Origin of the sequence: Paractinoplanes ovalisporus (genome assembly GCF_016834655.1) — a bacterium.
Taxonomy (GTDB): Bacteria; Actinomycetota; Actinomycetes; order Mycobacteriales; family Micromonosporaceae; genus Actinoplanes; species Actinoplanes ovalisporus.
Map to the genome: position 1 here is coordinate 63,555 of NZ_JAENHP010000007.1, position 17,729 is coordinate 81,283.

Sequence of the window (17,729 nt, forward strand, 5' to 3'; positions counted from 1 at the left end):
CCCTCCTCGCCGCACGTGTCCTACGGAAGGAACCGCATCTCGGGGTAGCGGGCCGAGGGTGCGGCCAGCAGCCGGCCGTCGCCGTGGCGCAGGTGCCGGTCGAAGAAGGCCAGCACGTAGGGCCGTTGCACGGCGATGGACCGCTCGCCGTTGATGCTACCGATCAGGGGCCGGCTGTCGGCCGGTGGCGTGCCGAGCTGGGGGAGCAGGGTCTGCAGGTCGGTGAAGGACAGGTGGGCGGTGTCGCCGAGTTCGAGCCAGTAGCGGGGGCCGCGCAGCCGATCCCACATCTGGGGCCAGGTCTCGTCCTGGTCGGGGCCGTCGTGGGCGGCGCCCAGCATCAGGAACGGCCGGCGCAGGCCGGTGGTGAGGACGCGGCCGAAGAGGGTGCCGTCGAGGTTGGCACCGGCCCGTACCCGGCGGTCGACGCGCAGGATCTCGGCGGCGGTGGCGCCGCCCAGGGAATGCCCGGCCATGCCGATGCGGGTGAGGTCGAGGGTGTCGCGCAGGCCTTGAGGCAGGGGCCGGCGGGCGGCGTCGGGGTTGTGCCCGCGGGCGATGGCGGTGAGCCGGTCGAGCACGAAGCGGGTGTCGGCGACCCGGACGGCGAGGGCTTTGGCGATCATCGCCTGTTCCTCGGCCGGGGTCTGCGGTTCCGGTATGGCGAGGGTGGCGAGGCGGCCGTCGGGGAACTCGACGAAGTTGGCGTCGTGGGTGTGGTCGACGGTGACCACGACGAAGCCGTGGGAGGCGAGTTCTTCGACGAGGGCGGTGCTGGCGGTGCGTTCCATACCGAGGCCGGGTGACCAGAGCACGACCGGGTGCCGGCCCGCGGCGGCGGGGGCGCCGGTGTGCCCGTGGGTGACCGGCAGGACGGCGCCGGAGCCCGGGGGCGCCATCCGGGCGGCGATCTGGGGTGACACCCAGTCGGCGCGGGGGTATCCGCGGACGGTGGCGGCCGGGTACCAGATCTGGGCCATGAGTTCGCGGTGCTTCTCGGCGGGCACCCACGGGTCGGGGCGCGACGGGTCGACCAGGTGCAGCGACACCGTCCCGATCGGGAGGGGGCCGGTGGGTGCGGGCAGGGTGAGCTGAATGTCGGTGGCGGCGGGGGCGGCCGGGCCGGCGGCGAGGGCGGCGGCCAGGGCGACGGCGGCAATCTTCATGTCGTCGAGTCTCGGACCGGCGCGTAGCGGTCCGTAGTGCCGCCGCTCACCGGTCACCGATGACATCTGTCATAAAGCCCCGCCCGCTATTACCGGCCGGTAATTTGCTGCTCTTTACGTCGGACATTTCATGGACGTGTCGTGAACATTTGTCGGAACCGGACGTCGTAAGGGAAACGCGATTTCCAATTGATACGTCTCAATCACCGTGGTGGGCGTTGCGTCGGTGATCGGCCACGCTGTGTCCATCATCGACCGCCTAAACCCAACCGAATGCGCCCCGGTAGTGGATCCCGGCAACACGGCCAAGTCCGACGTAAGCCCATGTTGTCCTGCGAAACCGGCGCCAGCGGTCGCACCCCGGTTACGCCGCGCGACCAGGTCGATTGTTAACGGTCCATTACCCGTACGTGGGGAAATGGCTTGTCAGCACGATCAAGTGACGTCGTCACAGTGTTTTGAAAACGATCGAAGAACGACCGGGGATATCACTGCCGTCGATTCCCGTCAACTATCGGGAATGGTCGTGCCGCGGACAGGCCGATCGACCCGCGGCAATCCTTAATTCTTGCTTAGACTCGCCGCTGGCACGCCCCGCCCGTCCACCTCACTCCCGTCCACCGTGGAGGTTCCTCGATGGCCGCTGCCCGCCTGCCCGCCTACCGCCGTGCGGTACGCGCTCTGGCCGCCGCCCTCTGTACCGGCATGCTCGTGGCCGCGGCCTCACCCGCGGCCGCCAAGCCCGCCAAACCCAAGGCCCCGCCTCAGATTCCCGGCTACGGCCAGGTCGCCCCGCCGCGCGTCGCCCCGCCCGCCCCGCTGCCCGAGCGCGCCGGCAAGGTGACCCTCAACAAGAGCACCCCGCTGGCCCGCCCCACCACCAAGCTGGCCGGCCTCAACGACAAGGTCGCCCTGCGCGCGCTCGTCGTCGCCACCAACACCGACGACTTCGGGGTGCCGACCTGGAAGACCACCCTCGACCGGCTCGGCGCCGCCTACGACGTGCTCTACAGCGCCACCACCCCGCTGACCGTCGACACCCTCGTGCGCGCCGACGGCACCGGCAAGTACAACGCGATCCTGCTGACCAACACCATGCTCGTGTACGCCGACGGCGGGAACTACCTCAACGGCCTCGACCCGAACGAGTGGAACATCCTGTGGGCGTACGAGCGGAACTTCGGTGTGCGCCAGGCCGCGCTCTACACGTCGTACGGCTCCTGGCCCGAGGACTACTGCCTGCGCTCGGCCGGCGAGACCTCGGTCGGTGACACCCCGCTCAACGTGAACCTGACGAGCGCCGGCGCCGGCGTGTTCGACTATCTGAAGGCGGACGCCGCGATCCCGGTCGTGCAGTCCTATGTGTACAAGACGAGCATCGCCCCGGGCTGCGCCGCCGACCCGATCGCCACCGACGGCACCAACGTGCTCGGCGTGCGCTCGACCTCGACCGACGGCCGCGAACGCCTCGCCCTCACGTTCACGCTGAACCAGTACCTGCTGCAGTCCGACGTGCTGGTCTACGGGCTGGTCCGCTGGGCCACCAAGGGCCTGTTCCTGGGCGAGCAGCGGCACTACCTCAACGTCGACATCGACGACTGGTTCAACACCGCCGACCACTACTACCCGGACGGGCACATCGAGTACGACCCGGGCTTCAAGGTGTCGGCGCACGACATGGTGAACCTGGACCAGCGCCAGGACGCCCTCGGCCTCGGATTCAAGTTCAACCTGGCGTTCAACGGCGCCGACATCGACCCGTTCGCCGGCAACCAGTGCAGCCCCGGCGGCGGTCCCAACGACCTCACCGCGACCACCAAGTGCCTCGCCGGTGACTTCCGCTGGCTCAACCACACGCTCAACCACCCCGAACTCAACCACACCAGCTACGCCGCGACGTACGGGGAAATTCTCGACAACCGCAACGCCGGCGCCGCCATCGGTCTCACCGAGTCGGCCGGTGTGCTCAAGACCCCCGAGTACTCGGGTCTGGGTGTCTACACGGTCGACCCCGACGACGACACCGGCGTGCCGGTCGACCACGGCCTGGAAGGTTCCAACCCGAACCTGCTGCAGGCCGCGAAGGACCTGAACATCAGGTACCTGCACGGCAACATGTCGTTCGCCAGCCACAAGCCGGCCCACTTCAACGCCTCGATCGTGCACCCGATGGAGCCGGCCGTGGAGGTCGTGCCGGACTGGCCGACCAACGTCGCCTACTTCTGCACGACGCCGGAGGAGGAGACCGCCTTCTACAACTCCTTCTACGGGCCGAACGGCAAGTTCCCGTACTGGCCGACGAACCGCACCTACGAGCAGATCGTCGACTACGAGACCGGCATCGCGTTGCAGCACGTCGCTTCCGGCGGCATCAACACGCACACGCTGCACATCGCGAACGTCCGCGACTACGGCAACGGCCGCACGCTGGCCACCGACTGGGTCGAGGCCACCGTGGCCAAGTACCAGGCGATCTACTCGGTGCCGCTGCTGAACCTGGACTGGGCCCAGATCGGCGCCTACACCAGCGTCCGCACCCAGCACTTCGCGGCGCTGGGGGCCGGGGTCGACGCCGTCTACGACCGGTCGGCGGGCACGGTCACGGTCACCTCCCCGGCGGCCGGAACCGTTCAGGTCAGCGGGGTTCAGGCCGCGACCTCCACGACGTACGGGACCGATGTCACCGCCCCGCTGGCGCTCGCCGCCGGCACCGCGGTGACCGTGACCGCCGCGCCGAGGGCGTAACCGGCACATGCGGATAGCACTCGTGTCCGAGGGGACCTATCCCTACGCGATGGGCGGCGTCAGCATCTGGTGCGAGCAGCTCATCAAGGGGATGCCCGACTACCGCTGGGAGGTCGTCGCGCTCACCGTCGACGGCTCCGAGCAGTCCGTCTTCGCCACCCCGGCGAACCTCGACCGGGTGCATTCCGTGCCGTTGTGGGGCGGCCGTCGCGCCGACAAGCGCGACGGCCCGCCCGGGCCCGCCTTCACCGGCCCGTACGAGATGTTCCTGCGCACCCTCATCACCCCGCTGGACACCCTGAACGCCGAGCAGGGACGCGGCCTGTTCCTGCTGGCGCTCCGGGGCCTTTACGAGTATGCCGAAGCGGGCGGGAACCTCGGCGAGGCGCTGGTCTCGAACGAGGCGGTCACGATGATGCTCGACGCGTGGCGTGACCTGCGTGTCGAGGAGACCTCGGGGGCGCCCACGGTGGCCGACGCGATCCAGGCGACGTGGCTGCTCGAGCACATGCTGCGGCCGCTGAGCGCGCCCGCGGTGCAGGCCGACATCGTGCACTGCTCGATGAACGGCCTGTCGATGCTGGTGGCGATGGTCGCCAAGTGGAAGCACGGCACTCCGCTGGTGATGAGCGAGCACGGCATCTACCTGCGCGAGCGCTACATCTCCTACCTGCACGACGACGCTTCCCACGCCGTACGGGTGATGGCGTTGAGTTTCTTCCGTTCGCTGGCCGGCGCCGCCTACCTCATCACCGACGTGCTCGCGCCGCACTCGGCCTACAACCGGCGCTGGCAGCTGCACAACGGCGCCGACCCGGAACGCATGTGGACGATGTACAACGGGGTGGAACCGGCCGAGTTCCCGGCCGCCACCTCCGAGCCGTCGGTGCCGACCATCTCGTTCATGGGCCGCGTCGACCCGCTCAAGGACCTGCACACGCTGATCCGGGCGTTCGCCATCGTCCGCAAGGAGATCCCGGAGGCACGGCTGCGCATCTTCGGCGGCACCCCGGCCGTCAACCGCACCTACCACGAGTCGTGCGAGCAGCTCATCACCGAACTCGGCCTCGACGGCGCGGCCGTGCTCGAGGGCCGCATCGAACGGGCCGTCGACGCCTACCACGCCGGCAGCATCGTCGCGCTCACCAGCATCTCCGAGGGCTTCCCGTACACGGTGGTGGAGGCGATGGCGTGCGGGCGGCCCTGCGTGTGCACCAACGTGGGCGGGGTGGCCGAGGCGGTCGGTGAGACCGGCCGGGTCGTGGCGCCGCGCGACCACGCGGCCGTCGCCGAGGCCTGCATCGAGCTGCTGCGCGACGACGAACTGCGCCACAACCTCGGCTACGCGGCCCGTGCCCGCGTGCTCGAACACTTCACGCTGGCCCAGTCGCTGCAGATGTACCGCGACGTCTACGAGAAGCTGGCCCGCCCGATCGAAGGCCCGGCCATGCCGCGTCTGCGCCCGGCCGCCCCGGCCTGGTTGGGCGTGCGATGACAGTCGAAGCTGAGCTGGCTGGAGACGACGCGGTGCCCACCGCGCCCGCGACCCATCCCGTGGTGCTGCCACGGATCTCCACCGACCCCCTGGACATGCTCGTCGACCGGATCCGGCCGTCGGTCGCGCGGGCCGTCGAAGCGCTTCAGGTGGCCGCCGCCCTGGAGGCCGACGGCGTCACCGACCGCATCGCCCGGGTCGAGTACGGCTTCCCCGACGTGTTCGCACTCGCCGGCGAGGTGTTCCGCCGCCTCGGGCCGCCCGCCGACGACCCGCCCGCCCCGGTCGCCACCGGCCACGGCCGCCGCCAGACGTTGCGGCTGCTGCTGCACGGCCCCCTCTACGCCCTGCCCAGCGCGGTGTTCCCGGCCGTGCTGTCGGTGCTGGGGCAGCGCCACGCCATCGTTGCGCTCACCCTGGCCGGGGTGGTCGGGTGGGCGTACGCGGGCACGGTCGCCTTCGCCGCCTACAAACTGCTCGGCGCCAACCGGCCGCACCGCGCGGCCCGGCTGCTGCGCTTCTCGCTGGCGGCCGCCCCGCTCACCGGCGCCCTGCTCGGCGCCGCGCTCGGCGACTGGCGGCTCGTGCTGCTGGCCGCCGGGCAGCTCACCTACCAGCTCGCCGGCACCGTCCTCATGTTCTACCGCCGCGAACTGTGGCAGGCCCTGGCCATGGTTCCGGCGGTCGTCACCGGCCTGGCCTACCTGCTCGGCCCGGTGCTGCGCGACGCGGCGCTGGTCACCGCGGCGGCCGGGATCCTGGCCGCGTTCGCCCTGGCGCTGTGGTGCACGCTCAAGAAGGGCGGCGCCGACGAACAACCGGCCCGGCTGCCCCGGCACGCGCTGGCGGGCGTCACCGCGTACGGAATCCTCTCGGCTCTGCTGCTGCTGCACGCCGCCGCGCCCTACCTGTCGGACCGCCTCGACATCGCCGTCGCGGTGGCCCCGCTCATCCTGTCCATGGGCTTCGTCGAATGGCGCGCGGAACGGTTCCGCGCCCAAGCCGTCGGGCTCACCCGCACCAGCCGGCGACCGGCCGACTTCGAAATCGGCCTGGCCCGCGCCATCGGCCGTGAGATCGCGCTGTGCACGGCGGTCCCGGCCGCCCTCGGCGTCGTGCTCGTGGCCGTCCTGCGCTCCACCGACCCGGCCGTCATGGTGATGGTCGCCGCCCACGTCGTGCTCGGCGGCGCCTACTACACCGCGTTCCTGCTGGCCGGCTTCGAACGGTTCGGCCGGCTCTGCGCGTCGCTGACCGCCGCCCTGGCGCTGCACCTCGGCGCTGTTTTCCTGCTCGGCCGGCCGGTCGCTCCGCTGACCGACACGGTGCTCTATCTCGGCAGCGTCCTCGCGCTGCTGGCCCTGTTCCTGCTCGGCCTGGCCCCGTCCGTCCGCCAGGTACGCCACTTCCGGTAGATCACGCAAGGGGGAGATCTGCATGCACGCGGTGATTCTCGCCGGCGGCAAGGGGGTGCGGCTGCGGCCGTACACCACCACGCTGCCCAAGCCACTGATGCCGATCGGTGACAAACACGCGATCCTCGAGATCGTCCTGGAGCAGCTCGCCGGCTGCGGCTTCACGTCGGTGACCCTGGCGATCAACCATCTCGGCCCGCTCATCAAGGCGTTCGTCGGTGACGGCGCCCGCTGGGGGCTGCGGGTCGACTACATCGAGGAGGATCGTCCCCTGTCGACGGTCGGACCGCTGTTCGGGCTCAAGGACACGCTGCCCGACCAGTTCCTGGTGATGAACGGCGACGTGCTGACCGACCTCGACTACGCCGACCTGCTCAACCAGCACACCGTCAGCGGGGCCGGGCTCACCGTGGCCATCGCCGAACGCACCCACAAGGTGGAGTTCGGCGTGCTCGACGTGGAGGCGTCCCGCATCACCGGTTTCCGTGAGAAGCCGAGCCTGCGCTACCAGGTCAGCATGGGCGTGTACGGGATGAGCCGCCGCACCCTGGCCCCCTACCCGGCGGGCCGCTCGTTCGGCTTCGACGAGCTCGTGCTCGACCTGCTCGCCCGCCGCGAGAACCCGGCCACCTACCCGTTCACCGGCTACTGGCTCGACATCGGCCGCCCCGAGGACTACGACGAGGCCAACCGCATCTTCGACGAGCTGCGCCCGCTGCTGCTGCGCGAACGCGCCGGGGAGCCGGTATGAGGATCCTTCTGTTCGGCTCGTCCGGGTTCATCGGGCGTCACGTCCGCGCCGCCCTGGAGGACGCGGGTGAGCTCATCACGCCCGGCCGTGACCGGCACGACCTGGTCAACGGTGACCTGGACGAGCTGAAAGCGCTGGTGCGCACCGAAAAGCCGGACGCGGTGGTGTGCTGCGTGGGTGCGCTCACCGGCACGGCGGGCGAACTGATGCGGGCCAACGCCATGGTGGCGGCCAACCTGCTCGAAGCCGCCCCGGGCGCGCGCCTGGTGCGGCTCGGCTCGGCCGGGGAGTACGGGGTCGTCCCCAAGGGGCACGCGGTGGCCGAGGACGACCGGCTGGAACCCGTTGGCGCGTACGGGGTCAGCCACGCCGCCGGTACGCGGTTGTTCGCGCTGGCCGACAACACGGTGTCGTTGCGGGTGTTCAACCCGATCGGCTCCGGGCAGCCCGCCGAGAACGTGCTGGGCCGGGTCGCGGCCCAGCTGCGGGCCGGGCAGCGGAGGCTGACGCTGGGACCGCTGGGCGCCTACCGCGACTTCGTGGACGTGCGCGACGTGGCCTCGCTCATCCGCGCGGTCGTGACCGCCGACGCGGTGCCGCACAAGGTTTACAACGCCGGCAGCGGGCGGGCGGTGACCGTGCGCGAGGCGGTCGGGATGCTCGCCCGCGAGGCCGGGTTCGACGGGGAGATCCTCGAACAGGGGGCCGGGCCGCAGCGGTCGGCCGCCGTGAACTGGATCCGGGCCGACATCAGCCGGGCCGCCCAGGACCTGGGCTGGGCGCCCGCCTACGACCTGAGCGACTCCGTCAAGAGCATCTGGGAAGACGCGTGAGAAGGGCGGTGACGGTCATGGCGGCGGTTCTGGTGACCGTCACCGCCTGCACGTCCGACCCCACCCCACCGTCCGGACCCTCATGGGCCTACCAGCTCCAGGACTATCGCGACGGCCGGCTCGACGAACTCGCGTCCGGGCCGTATCAGACCGTCGTGATCGACCTGGCCCGTGACGCCCATACCGACTGGTTCACCGCGGCCGAGATCGCGAAGGTGCGGGCCACCGGCAAACGGGTTCTGGCCTACTTCGAGATCGGCAGCATCGAGGACTTCCGGCCCGAATACCCGCGGCTGGCCAAGGATCTGATCGCCAACGAGTGGACCGACTGGCCCGGCGAATACTTCGTGCGGTTCTACGACGAGCGGTGGTGGCGTGACGTCGTGCGCCCCCGCGTCGACCAGGCGCTGAAAGCCGGGTTCGACGGCGTCTACCTCGACACCCCACTGGCGTACGAGGAGATCTCGCTGGACGCCGTGCAAGGGCGTGACCGCGACGCCCTGGCCCGGGACATGGCCTCGCTCATCGCGCGGATCTCGGCGTACGGGAAAGCTCGTCGCCCCGGTTTTCTCATCGTGCCGCAGAACTCGCCGGAACTGCGGCACCAGCCCGGATACACCCCGGCCATCGACGGGATCGGGATGGAGGAACTGTTCTTCCTGGCCACCGACGAACCGTGCACCGAGGACTGGTGCGCCGAGAACCTGGCCGACACCCGCGCCCTGCGCGACGCCGGCAAATTTGTGCTCAGCGTCGACTACGCCACCCGGGCGGCCGACGTGAAGACCGCCTGCGAGCACTACGCCACCGAACGTTTCACCGGCACGGTCACCGTGCTCGAACTGGACCGACCCGCACAACCCTGCCCCTAGAAGAGTTCCCGGAGGAGAGAAACCGCATGCCACAGACGATCGGAGTCGTCGGCCTAGGCTACGTCGGGCTGACACTGACGGCCGCGCTGGCCGACAAGGGCTACGTCGTGCACGGCGCCGACGTGTCGAACCACGTGCTCGACACCCTCTCCCAGGGGCGCTCGCACATCTTCGAACCCGGCGTCGAGGAGATCTTCGCCGACAAGGTCGGCAAGACCGTCCACGTCGCCGAAACGTTGCCCCGCAACACGGTCGACGTCGCCGTCATCAGCGTCTCCACGCCGGTCGACGAGACCACCCGCCGCCCCAACCTGGCCAACCTGGCCGCCGCCGCGCGCAGCGTGGCCGCCACCTGCGCGCCCGGCACCCTGGTGGTGGTGCGCAGCACCGTGCCGGTCGGCACCAGCCGCAAGGTGGTGCTGCCCGAACTGCGGGCCGCGTGGGGCGACAACGTGAAACTGGTGATGGCCCCCGAACGCACCATCCAGGGCCAGGCCCTGCGCGAACTGGTCGAACTGCCCCAGGTGGTCGGCGGCCTCGACGACGCCTCCCGCGACGCCGGACTGGAGTTCTTCGGCGGCCTGGCCCACACCGTGGTGCCGGTCTCCAGCCTCGAAGCGGCCGAACTGGTGAAGCTGTCCAACAACTGCCACACCGACCTGATCTACTCGTTCGGCAACGAGATCGCGCTCATCGCCGAACAGCACGGCCTCGACCCGCTCGAGGTCATCCGAGCCGCCAACGTCGACTACCCGCGGCCCGACCTGTCCAAGCCGGGCTACGTCGGCGGCGGCTGCCTGTCCAAGGACCCGTACATCATGCTCGACAGCGCCGGCGACTACACGCCGTTCCTGGTCGGGCAGGCCCGTGCCCTCAACGAGCATCTGCCCAAGCACGTGGCCGAGATCGTGGTGCGGCTGCTGCGCGAGATCCGCGGCGAGACCCGCGGGCTGCGCCTGGCCGTGCTCGGGTGGGCGTACAAGGGATGGCCGCCCACCGACGACATGCGGGGCACCCCGATCGCCACCATGATGCCCATCTTCAGCGAGGCCGGCATCACCGTCACCGGCCACGACCCGATGGTCACGGCCGAAGTGGTGCGCCAGTACGGCGGTGACCCGGTCAGCCTCGACAAGGCGTTCGCCGACAGCGATGCCGTGCTGGTCATCAACGACCACCCCGACTACCGGGGCGTCGACATCACCGCGATGCTGGGCGACGCCCGGCCCGCGCTCATCTTCGACTCGTGGCGCATCCTCGACGCGGACGCCATCCGCGCCGCCGGAATCCGCTACGCCGGCCTGGGGCTGGTGGCGGCATGAGGGCCCTGCTGCTCGGCGGCGCCGGCTTCATCGGCGCCCACCTGGCCCGGCGCCTGATCGCCGACGGCCACGACGTGACCATCGTCGACGACTTCTCCCGCGGCCGCTCCGACACCGCCATTTCCGAGCTGGGCGCCCAGGTGGTCTCGGGCGACCTGACCGACCCCGCCTTCTATGCCGGGCTGGAGCACGGCTGGGACCAGATCTACCTGCTCGCCGCCGTCGTGGGTGTGCGCAACGTGGAGAAGGACCCGGCCCGCGTCGTCCGCGTCAACACCCTCGTGGCCATGCACCTGCTCGACTGGCTCCAGCCGGGCGAGCGGGTCTTCTTCGCCTCGACCAGCGAGGTCTACGCGGGCGGCGTCGACGCGGGCATCGTGCCGGTGCCGACACCCGAGACGATTCCCACGATGATCTCGGACATCACGGCACCCCGGTTCGCGTACGCGGTCAGCAAGCTCCTGGGTGAGGCCGCGTTCCTGCACACCGCGCGCGCCCGCGGGTTCGACGCCGTGGTCGGGCGCTTCCACAACGTGTACGGGCCGCGGATGGGCGCCGACCACGTCATCCCCGAGATGTCGCTGCGGGCCCGCTCCGGCGAGGACCCGTTCCGGGTGCCCGGCGCCGACCAGTTCCGCGCGTTCTGCCACGTCGACGACGCGGTCGAGGCCATGGTGCGCCTGATGGCCACGCCGGAAGCGGCCGGGCAGATCGTGCACATCGGCAACGACCGTGAGGAGACCAACATCGGCGACCTCGCCAAGCTGGTGCTGCGCGTGGCCGGGACCAGTCCCGTCCTGGCGCCCTCCGACGCCCCGGCCGGGTCGGTGCACCGCCGCTGCCCCGACCTGTCCAAACTGCGCGAGCTGACCGGCTACGAACCCACGGTCACGCTCGAAGAAGGCGTGCGGACAACCTTCGCCTGGTACGCCTCACACGGGCGGCCGTCATGAGCGAACGCGCACCGATCTGCTTCTACTACGGCAACGGCAAACTGGTCGACCTGGCCGAATACCCGCGCGTGGTGCTGCAGCCCGACTTCTACAACGCCGAGGAGATCGCCTTCCTCAAGGCCAAGGGCGTGCACGTGCTGGCCTACCTGACCCTGTCCGAGGACACCGGTCCGCCCGCCGATTGGCAGCGCACCGAGGTCAACCCCGACTGGGGCGGCAAGTTCGTCCACGTCGGACACCCGGACTGGGTGTCGCACGTGGTCGGGCAGGCCCGCGACGCGCTGGCGGCCGGGTTCGACGGGCTGTTCCTCGACACGCTCAACGTCGAGCTGACCTTCCCCGAGGACGTGCCGCACCTGCTGACCCTGGTGGCCGCGCTGCGGGCCGAGGCCGGATCGGCCTACATCCTGGCCAACCGGGGCTTCGGGATGCTGCCGCGGCTGGCCGAACTGGTCGACGGGGTGGTGTTCGAGTCGTTCTCGGCCCGCTGGACCGACGAGGGCTACGCCGCCTGGCCGGCCGACACCCTCGAGTTCCACGCGCAGATCGCCGAGCAGCTGCTGCGGCTGCAGCTCGACCTGTACGCGCTGGACTACGCCGACGACCCGGGCCTGACCGACTTCGCGATCCGCCGGGCCCGGCAGTTCGGCATGCAGTGCATCGTCAGCGACCGGGCCCTGTCACGGGTTTGAGTCGCTGACATTGCGGTAGACGGCGAACGTGGTCCGCTTCCGGAGTCGGAAAACCGATCGACTCGTAGAGGCGGATCGCGCTCGCGTTGGCGGCCGAGGTGTGCAGGTCGCCGAGCTCAATGGTGCGCAGCCGCGGACCGCTTTCCCGTACGCCTGAGCGAACCGCGCGTGCTCACCGCGGAGTGAAGCCACGACCGGGTCGTCGAGCCCGGCCCCGACCGTGGTCACCGGTCCAGCCCGAGGTTCTCGCGCAGCGTCTCACCCTCGTACTCGGACCGGAACACGCCGCGCTCCTGCAGCAGCGGCACCACCGTGTCGGCGAACTCGTCGAGCCCGCCCGGCGTCACGTGCGGCACCAGGATGAAACCATCGGCGGCGTCCTCCTGCACGAGGTGGTCGATGCGGTCGGCAACCGTCGCGGCCGAGCCGATGAACGTCTGCCGGCCGGTCACCTCGATGATGAGCTCGCGGATCGACAGCTTCCCAGCGGCCGCTTTCGCACGCCACTCCCGCGCCACGGCGATCGGGTCACGGTGCATCCGCACGCTGGCCCGGCCCCGCGCGATGTGCTCGTCCGACACGTCCGGGTCGACTTCCGGCAGCGGCCCGTCCGGGTCGTACGAGGAAAGGTCGCGGTTCCACAGCTGCTCCAGGAACTTGATGGCGGTCGCCCCGCTGACTTGTTGCCGCCGCACGATCCGCGCCTTCTCCTGCGCGTCGTTGTCGGTGTCGCCGAGCACAAAAGTGGCCGCCGGCAACACCTTGAGCGAGTCGTGGCCGCGGCCGTAGCGGGCCAGGCGGTCCTTGACATCGGCGTAGAACTTCTGGCCGTCCTCGAGGGTTCCGTGACGACTGAAGATGGCGTCGGCGGTGGCGGCGGCGAACTCGCGGCCCGCATCCGAGTCACCGGCCTGCAGGATCACCGGGCGGCCCTGCGGGCTGCGTGGGACGTTGAACCGGCCCGCAATGTCGAAATGCTGGTCGGTGTGCCGGAACGTTCCAGCCTGTGGGTCGCGCAGGAAGACGCCGCTTGCTTTGTCGGCGGCGATGGCGTCGGCCGGCCACGAGCCGAACAGTTCCTTGGCGGTCGCGAGGAACTGGGTGGCGCGGCTGTAACGGTCCTCCTCGGCCAGGAAACCGCCGCGGCGGAAGTTCTCGCCGGTGAAGGCGTCCCAGCTCGTGACGACGTTCCACGCGGCCCGGCCGGCCGAGAGGTGGTCGAGGGAGGCGAACTGCCGGGCCACCTCGTACGGCTCGTTGAAGGTGGAGTTGATGGTGCCGGCCAGGCCGAGCCGCTCGGTCACGGCCGCCAGCGCGGCGAGAACGGTGAACGTGTCGGGCCGGCCCACCACGTCCAGGTCGTAGATCTGGCCGCCCTGCTCGCGCAGCCGCAGGCCCTCGGCGAGGAAGAAGAAGTCGAACTTGGCGCGTTCGGCGGTCTGCGCGAGCTTCACGAAGGAGTCGAACTCGATGTGGCTGCCGGCGGCGGGGTCGCTCCAGACGGTGGTGTTGTTGACACCGGGGAAGTGCGCGGCGAGGTGGATCTGCTTAGGCAACGCGGGCTCCTTCGGCGGCGGCGTAGCGGTTGGCCGGGCGCTCGAGACCGAGCAGGCCGCGCAGGGTGGACGCCTCGTACTCCGTACGGAAAACGCCTCTGGACCGCAGCTCGGGGACCAGGCCGCGGGTGATGCCGCGCAGGTCGTGGGGGAGGCGGCCCGGGCGCAGACGGAAGCCGGTGAGGCCCGCCTCCTGCCACTCCTGCAGCAGATCGGCCAGCTGGGCCGGGGTCCCGGCGAAGACACGGGCGTCGGAGGAGAGCTGCGCCGCCTCGCGTTCGGTGGGCTCGAGGAACACCACCAGGTCGGCGAAGACGTGACGCACCTTGACCTGCGAGACGATCTCCCGGGCGTTCGCGGCGTCGGCCGGCGTCACATAGACGACGTCGGCCGCCTTCTCCGCGAACCGGTAGGGGATTTCGCTGTGGGCCAGGGCGGTGACCACGGGCTGGCCCTGGGGCGGGCGTGGGGTGATGGACGGGCCCTTGACGCTGAAGTGGCGGCCCTCGAAGCCGATGTAGTGCAGCTTGTCGCGATCGATGAAGCGGCCGGTGGCGGCATCGCGGATCTCGGCGTCGTCCTCCCAGCTGTCCCAGAGCCGGCGCACGACCTCCACGTAGTCGGCGGCTTCGTCGAACAGCTCCTGGACGGAGCCTTCTTCTTCGACGCTGACCGTCCGGCGCCCGAAGTGTGCCGCCTCCTGAGGTCGCGCGGACAGCTGCACCCGCCAGCCCGCGCGGCCCCGGCTCACGTAGTCGAGGGTCGCGATCGCCTTGGAGATGTGGAACGGCTCGGTGTGGGTGACGGTGGCGGTCGGGACGAGCCCGATGTGGCGGGTCAGCGGGGCGACCCGGGAGGCGATCAGCACGGCGTCCAGGCGGCCCTGCACCAGCGTGGGGTCGTCGGTCTGCACGCCCAGCGCGTCCTCGATGGTGACGAAGTCGAGCTTGCCCGCCTCGGCCTCGGCGACCAGATCGATCCAGTAGCGGGCGGTGAACAGCTCGGCCGGGCGGGCGTCCGGCTCCCGCCAGGCGTCCGGCGCCCAGCCGGCGCCGTCCAGCGCCACCGCGAGATGCAGGTGCGTCACCGGGTCACTTCCCCTCGATCGGCAGGCCGGGCGGGTTGATCTCAGGCGCGTCGACGCTCTCGTTCGCGAGGTTCCAGCGGTCCAGGATCTTCTTGTAGTCACCCGACTTGACCAGCTCGTCCAGGGCCGCCTTGTAGGCCTCGACCAGTCCGCTGCCCTTCTTCGTAGTCAGCGCGATCTTGCCCTGCAGGGTCGAACCGGCCCCCGAGTAGGTGCCGACGATCTCGCTCTCGCCCGCCTTGGCCACGTGGTAGGCCGAAGTCGGGTTCGGGCCCAGGTAGAGGTCGATCGCGCCCGATCCCAGAGCCAGATAGGTGGCCTGGTTGGTCTGGTAGTACTTGATGTCCACCTGGGGCAGCCCCTGCTTCACGGCCTCCTCGCTCCACTCGACGAGGATCTTCTCCTGGTTGGTGCCGGAGCCGACCGCGACCTTCTTGCCGGCCACATCCTTGGGGCCGCTGACCTTGAGGCCGCTGCCCTTCTTGGCCTCGAACGCGAGCTCGTCCTTGCGGTAGGTGGCGAAGTCGTACTTCTGCTTGCGTTCCTCGGTGACCGTGATGTTCGAGGCGCCGACGTCGTACTTGCCGCTGTCGAGACCGATGAACAGGTTCTCCCAGCTCGTGTTCTGCAGATCCGGCTTCAGGCCGAGGACGCCGGCGACGGCCACGGCGATGTCGGGCTCACTGCCGATCAGCGTCTTGTTGTCGGTGGCGGTGAAGGCGAGCGGCGCGAATCCGGCGCCGGCCGCCCCCACTCCGATGGTGAGCGTGCCCTTCTGCTTGACGGCGTCGGGCAGCAGGGCGGCGGCCGCGTCCACCTTGGCCGGCACGATGCGCTGCTGGTCGGGGCCGTCGTTGATGGTGACCGCGGCGGCCTGCTGCACGTCGGCGGCGGCCGGGGGTTTCTCGTCCGGCGCGGCGCAGGCGGCCAGTCCCGCGAGCGCGGCGATGAGGAGCACTGCTGATTTCGTACGCATGGAGGGGTTGCTCCTTCTAGACCAGGACTTCGGAGAGGAAGGCACGGGTGCGTTCGTGCCGGGGTTTGTCGAGGACCTCGGTGGGCGGGCCCTGTTCGAGCAGACGGCCCTCGTCGAGGAAGACGATGGTGTCGGCCACCTCGCGGGCGAAGCCGATCTCGTGGGTGACGACCACCATCGTGGTGCCGGCCTTGGCCAGGTCGCGCATGACGTCGAGCACCTCGCCGACCAGTTCCGGGTCGAGAGCCGAGGTGGGCTCGTCGAACAGGATCAGCTTGGGCCGGCGGCCCAGGGCCCGGGCGATCGCGACCCGCTGCTGCTGGCCGCCGGAGAGCTGACGGGGATAGGAGTGCGCCTTGTCGGCCAGTCCGACCCGCTCGAGCAGCTCGATCCCGCCGCCGGCTTCGGCCACGTTCTGCAGCGCGGTCATGTGCGGGAACAGGTTGAACGTCTGGAAGACGAACCCGATGCGGGCGCGCTGCTTGAGGATGTGGCGCTCGCTCAGTTCGTGCAGCTTGGTGCCGGCCCGGCGGTAGCCGATCAGCTCACCGTCGACGCGCACCCGGCCCCGGTCCACCTTCTCGAGGTGGTTGATGCAGCGCAGCAGCGTCGACTTGCCCGATCCCGAGGGGCCGAGGACGACCGTGACGCTTCCGGCCGGGACGGTCAGGGTGATGTCGTGCAGGACTTCGAGCGTGCCGAACGACTTGTGCACACCGCTGATCTCGATCATCGGACGTACCCCCGGGAGTAGCGGCGCTCGACGTAGTGCTGCAGGACCGACAGGGCGGCGGTCAGGACGACGTACCAGACGGTGGCGACCATCAGCAGCGGCACGACCCGTCCGTTGCGGCCGTAGATGACCTGCACCTGATAGAACAGCTCGCCGATGGCCAGGACGTACACCACCGAAGTGCTCTTGAGCAGGTTGACCAGTTCGTTGGCCGCGTTCGGCAGGATCGCCCGCATGGCCTGGGGCAGCACGATGCGGCGGAACTGCCGCAGCCGCGGGATGCCCAGCGCGGCCGCCGCCTCCATCTGACGCGAGTCGACCGACAGGATCCCGGCGCGCACGATCTCGGCGGCGTACGCGGCCTCGTGCAACGCCAGGCCGAGCAGGGCCGCCCCGAATGCGCTGACCAGGCTCGAGGTCTCGAAGTGGAGGAAGCCTGGGCCGAACGGGACGCCGATCTGCAGCCGGTCGTAGAGGTAGCCCAGGTTGGCCCAGAACAGCAGCTGCACGATCAGCGGCACCGAGCGGAACACCCAGATGAACGTCCAGGACACCGTACGGAGAACCGGGTTCTTCGACAGGCGCATCGGAGCGAGCAGGATGCCGCCCGCGAACCCGAGCACCGCGCCCGCGAAGGTGAGTTCGAGGGTGATGAGCAGCGCGTCCATCACCGACTTCTCGAAGAACCAGCCGAAGAACGTGCCCCACTCCCAGCCCGGGTTGGTGACCAGGCCGTGCAGGAACTGGGCGACGACGAGCAGGACGGCGGCGGCCGCGACCCAGCGCCAGGGGTGCCGGGCCGGCACCACGACCAGGTCGTCGGGAGGGTCGGTGCTCGGGCGGCTGGTTGCCGCGCGAGCCGAGGACAGAAGACTCACGGGGGTCCTTCCGGCGAGGGGCTGCTTCCGACGCTAGGGCAGCACCCCTAAAACCCTCAATACCTATCGGGTGTATATGTTTTACGGGCCTGTCAACGACGCGGGCCGCCGCCGGCCCGGCCCTTGCTTATCTCCTATTCAAGCTATAGGAAAAAGGGGGTCGACCTCTGGAGGTGGAGATGCGTCGCCGGTCCCGGCTGATCGCCGCCGTGACAACCGCGCTGGTCGCGGGCTGCTCCGGCAGCGCCGGCACCG

At 70.1% G+C, this 17,729-nt stretch carries 15 protein-coding genes; 9 read left to right on the plus strand and 6 right to left on the minus strand.

Going from position 1 to position 17,729, the window contains the following annotated elements; genetic code table 11:
* Positions 1–20 precede the first annotated feature (20 nt).
* Positions 21–1,166 (minus strand): alpha/beta hydrolase family protein, encoded by a 1,146-nt coding sequence (locus tag JIG36_RS22405; protein WP_203378334.1) that lies wholly within the window; start codon positions 1,164–1,166, stop codon positions 21–23.
* A 636-nt stretch (positions 1,167–1,802) separates the two neighbouring features.
* On the opposite strand from JIG36_RS22405, the gene JIG36_RS22410 reads away from it, so the two are divergent.
* From JIG36_RS22410 to JIG36_RS22450, 9 genes are read left to right on the plus strand one after another with little or no spacing between them, the layout of a single operon-like run.
* Entirely contained in the window at positions 1,803–3,911 is a 2,109-nt protein-coding gene (locus JIG36_RS22410) for an Agd3-related carbohydrate-binding protein (protein ID WP_203378335.1), read from the plus strand.
* A gap of 7 nt (positions 3,912–3,918) precedes the next feature.
* Complete coding sequence (gene pelF, locus JIG36_RS22415) at positions 3,919–5,406, plus strand: GT4 family glycosyltransferase PelF (protein ID WP_203378336.1); 1,488 nt, start codon at positions 3,919–3,921, stop codon at positions 5,404–5,406.
* Positions 5,403–6,821: a hypothetical protein gene (locus JIG36_RS22420; protein ID WP_203378337.1), complete on the plus strand. Its 1,419-nt coding sequence runs from the start codon at positions 5,403–5,405 to the stop codon at positions 6,819–6,821. Before pelF ends, JIG36_RS22420 begins: the two co-directional genes overlap by 4 nt.
* A gap of 22 nt (positions 6,822–6,843) precedes the next feature.
* Entirely contained in the window at positions 6,844–7,572 is a 729-nt protein-coding gene (locus JIG36_RS22425; RefSeq protein ID WP_203378338.1) for a sugar phosphate nucleotidyltransferase, read from the plus strand.
* Positions 7,569–8,405: an NAD-dependent epimerase/dehydratase family protein gene (locus tag JIG36_RS22430; protein WP_203378339.1), complete on the plus strand. Its 837-nt coding sequence runs from the start codon at positions 7,569–7,571 to the stop codon at positions 8,403–8,405. Before JIG36_RS22425 ends, JIG36_RS22430 begins: the two co-directional genes overlap by 4 nt.
* 17 nt (positions 8,406–8,422) lie before the next feature.
* Positions 8,423–9,277: a glycoside hydrolase family 191 protein gene (locus tag JIG36_RS22435; RefSeq protein WP_203378655.1), complete on the plus strand. Its 855-nt coding sequence runs from the start codon at positions 8,423–8,425 to the stop codon at positions 9,275–9,277.
* A gap of 26 nt (positions 9,278–9,303) precedes the next feature.
* Positions 9,304–10,599, plus strand: coding sequence for a nucleotide sugar dehydrogenase (locus tag JIG36_RS22440; protein WP_203378340.1), 1,296 nt, complete (start codon positions 9,304–9,306; stop codon positions 10,597–10,599).
* The gene (locus JIG36_RS22445; protein ID WP_203378341.1) at positions 10,596–11,552 is read left to right on the plus strand and encodes an NAD-dependent epimerase/dehydratase family protein; all 957 of its coding nucleotides are present in this window, start codon (positions 10,596–10,598) and stop codon (positions 11,550–11,552) included. Before JIG36_RS22440 ends, JIG36_RS22445 begins: the two co-directional genes overlap by 4 nt.
* Positions 11,549–12,244: an endo alpha-1,4 polygalactosaminidase gene (locus tag JIG36_RS22450; protein WP_203378342.1), complete on the plus strand. Its 696-nt coding sequence runs from the start codon at positions 11,549–11,551 to the stop codon at positions 12,242–12,244. Before JIG36_RS22445 ends, JIG36_RS22450 begins: the two co-directional genes overlap by 4 nt.
* Before the next feature lie 224 nt (positions 12,245–12,468).
* Here JIG36_RS22450 and JIG36_RS22455 read toward each other — a convergent pair whose 3' ends face one another.
* Genes JIG36_RS22455 through JIG36_RS22475 form a run of 5 tightly spaced genes read right to left on the minus strand, consistent with a single transcriptional unit; the run spans position 12,469 to position 17,474 of the window.
* Positions 12,469–13,800, minus strand: coding sequence for an NtaA/DmoA family FMN-dependent monooxygenase (locus JIG36_RS22455; protein WP_203378343.1), 1,332 nt, complete (start codon positions 13,798–13,800; stop codon positions 12,469–12,471).
* Entirely contained in the window at positions 13,793–14,887 is a 1,095-nt protein-coding gene (locus tag JIG36_RS22460) for an LLM class flavin-dependent oxidoreductase (protein WP_203378344.1), read from the minus strand. Before JIG36_RS22460 ends, JIG36_RS22455 begins: the two co-directional genes overlap by 8 nt.
* Before the next feature lie 4 nt (positions 14,888–14,891).
* Positions 14,892–15,863 carry an ABC transporter substrate-binding protein gene (locus tag JIG36_RS22465; RefSeq protein ID WP_203378345.1) on the minus strand — a complete coding sequence of 324 codons (972 nt, stop codon included), beginning with the start codon at positions 15,861–15,863 and terminating at the stop codon, positions 14,892–14,894.
* Positions 15,864–15,879: 16 nt separating this feature from the next.
* On the minus strand, positions 15,880–16,596 hold the full coding sequence (locus JIG36_RS22470; RefSeq protein WP_203378346.1) for an amino acid ABC transporter ATP-binding protein: 717 nt from the start codon (positions 16,594–16,596) through the stop codon (positions 15,880–15,882).
* The gene (locus JIG36_RS22475) at positions 16,593–17,474 is read right to left on the minus strand and encodes an amino acid ABC transporter permease (RefSeq protein WP_203378347.1); all 882 of its coding nucleotides are present in this window, start codon (positions 17,472–17,474) and stop codon (positions 16,593–16,595) included. Before JIG36_RS22475 ends, JIG36_RS22470 begins: the two co-directional genes overlap by 4 nt.
* Between the last annotated feature and the right edge of the window lie 255 nt (positions 17,475–17,729).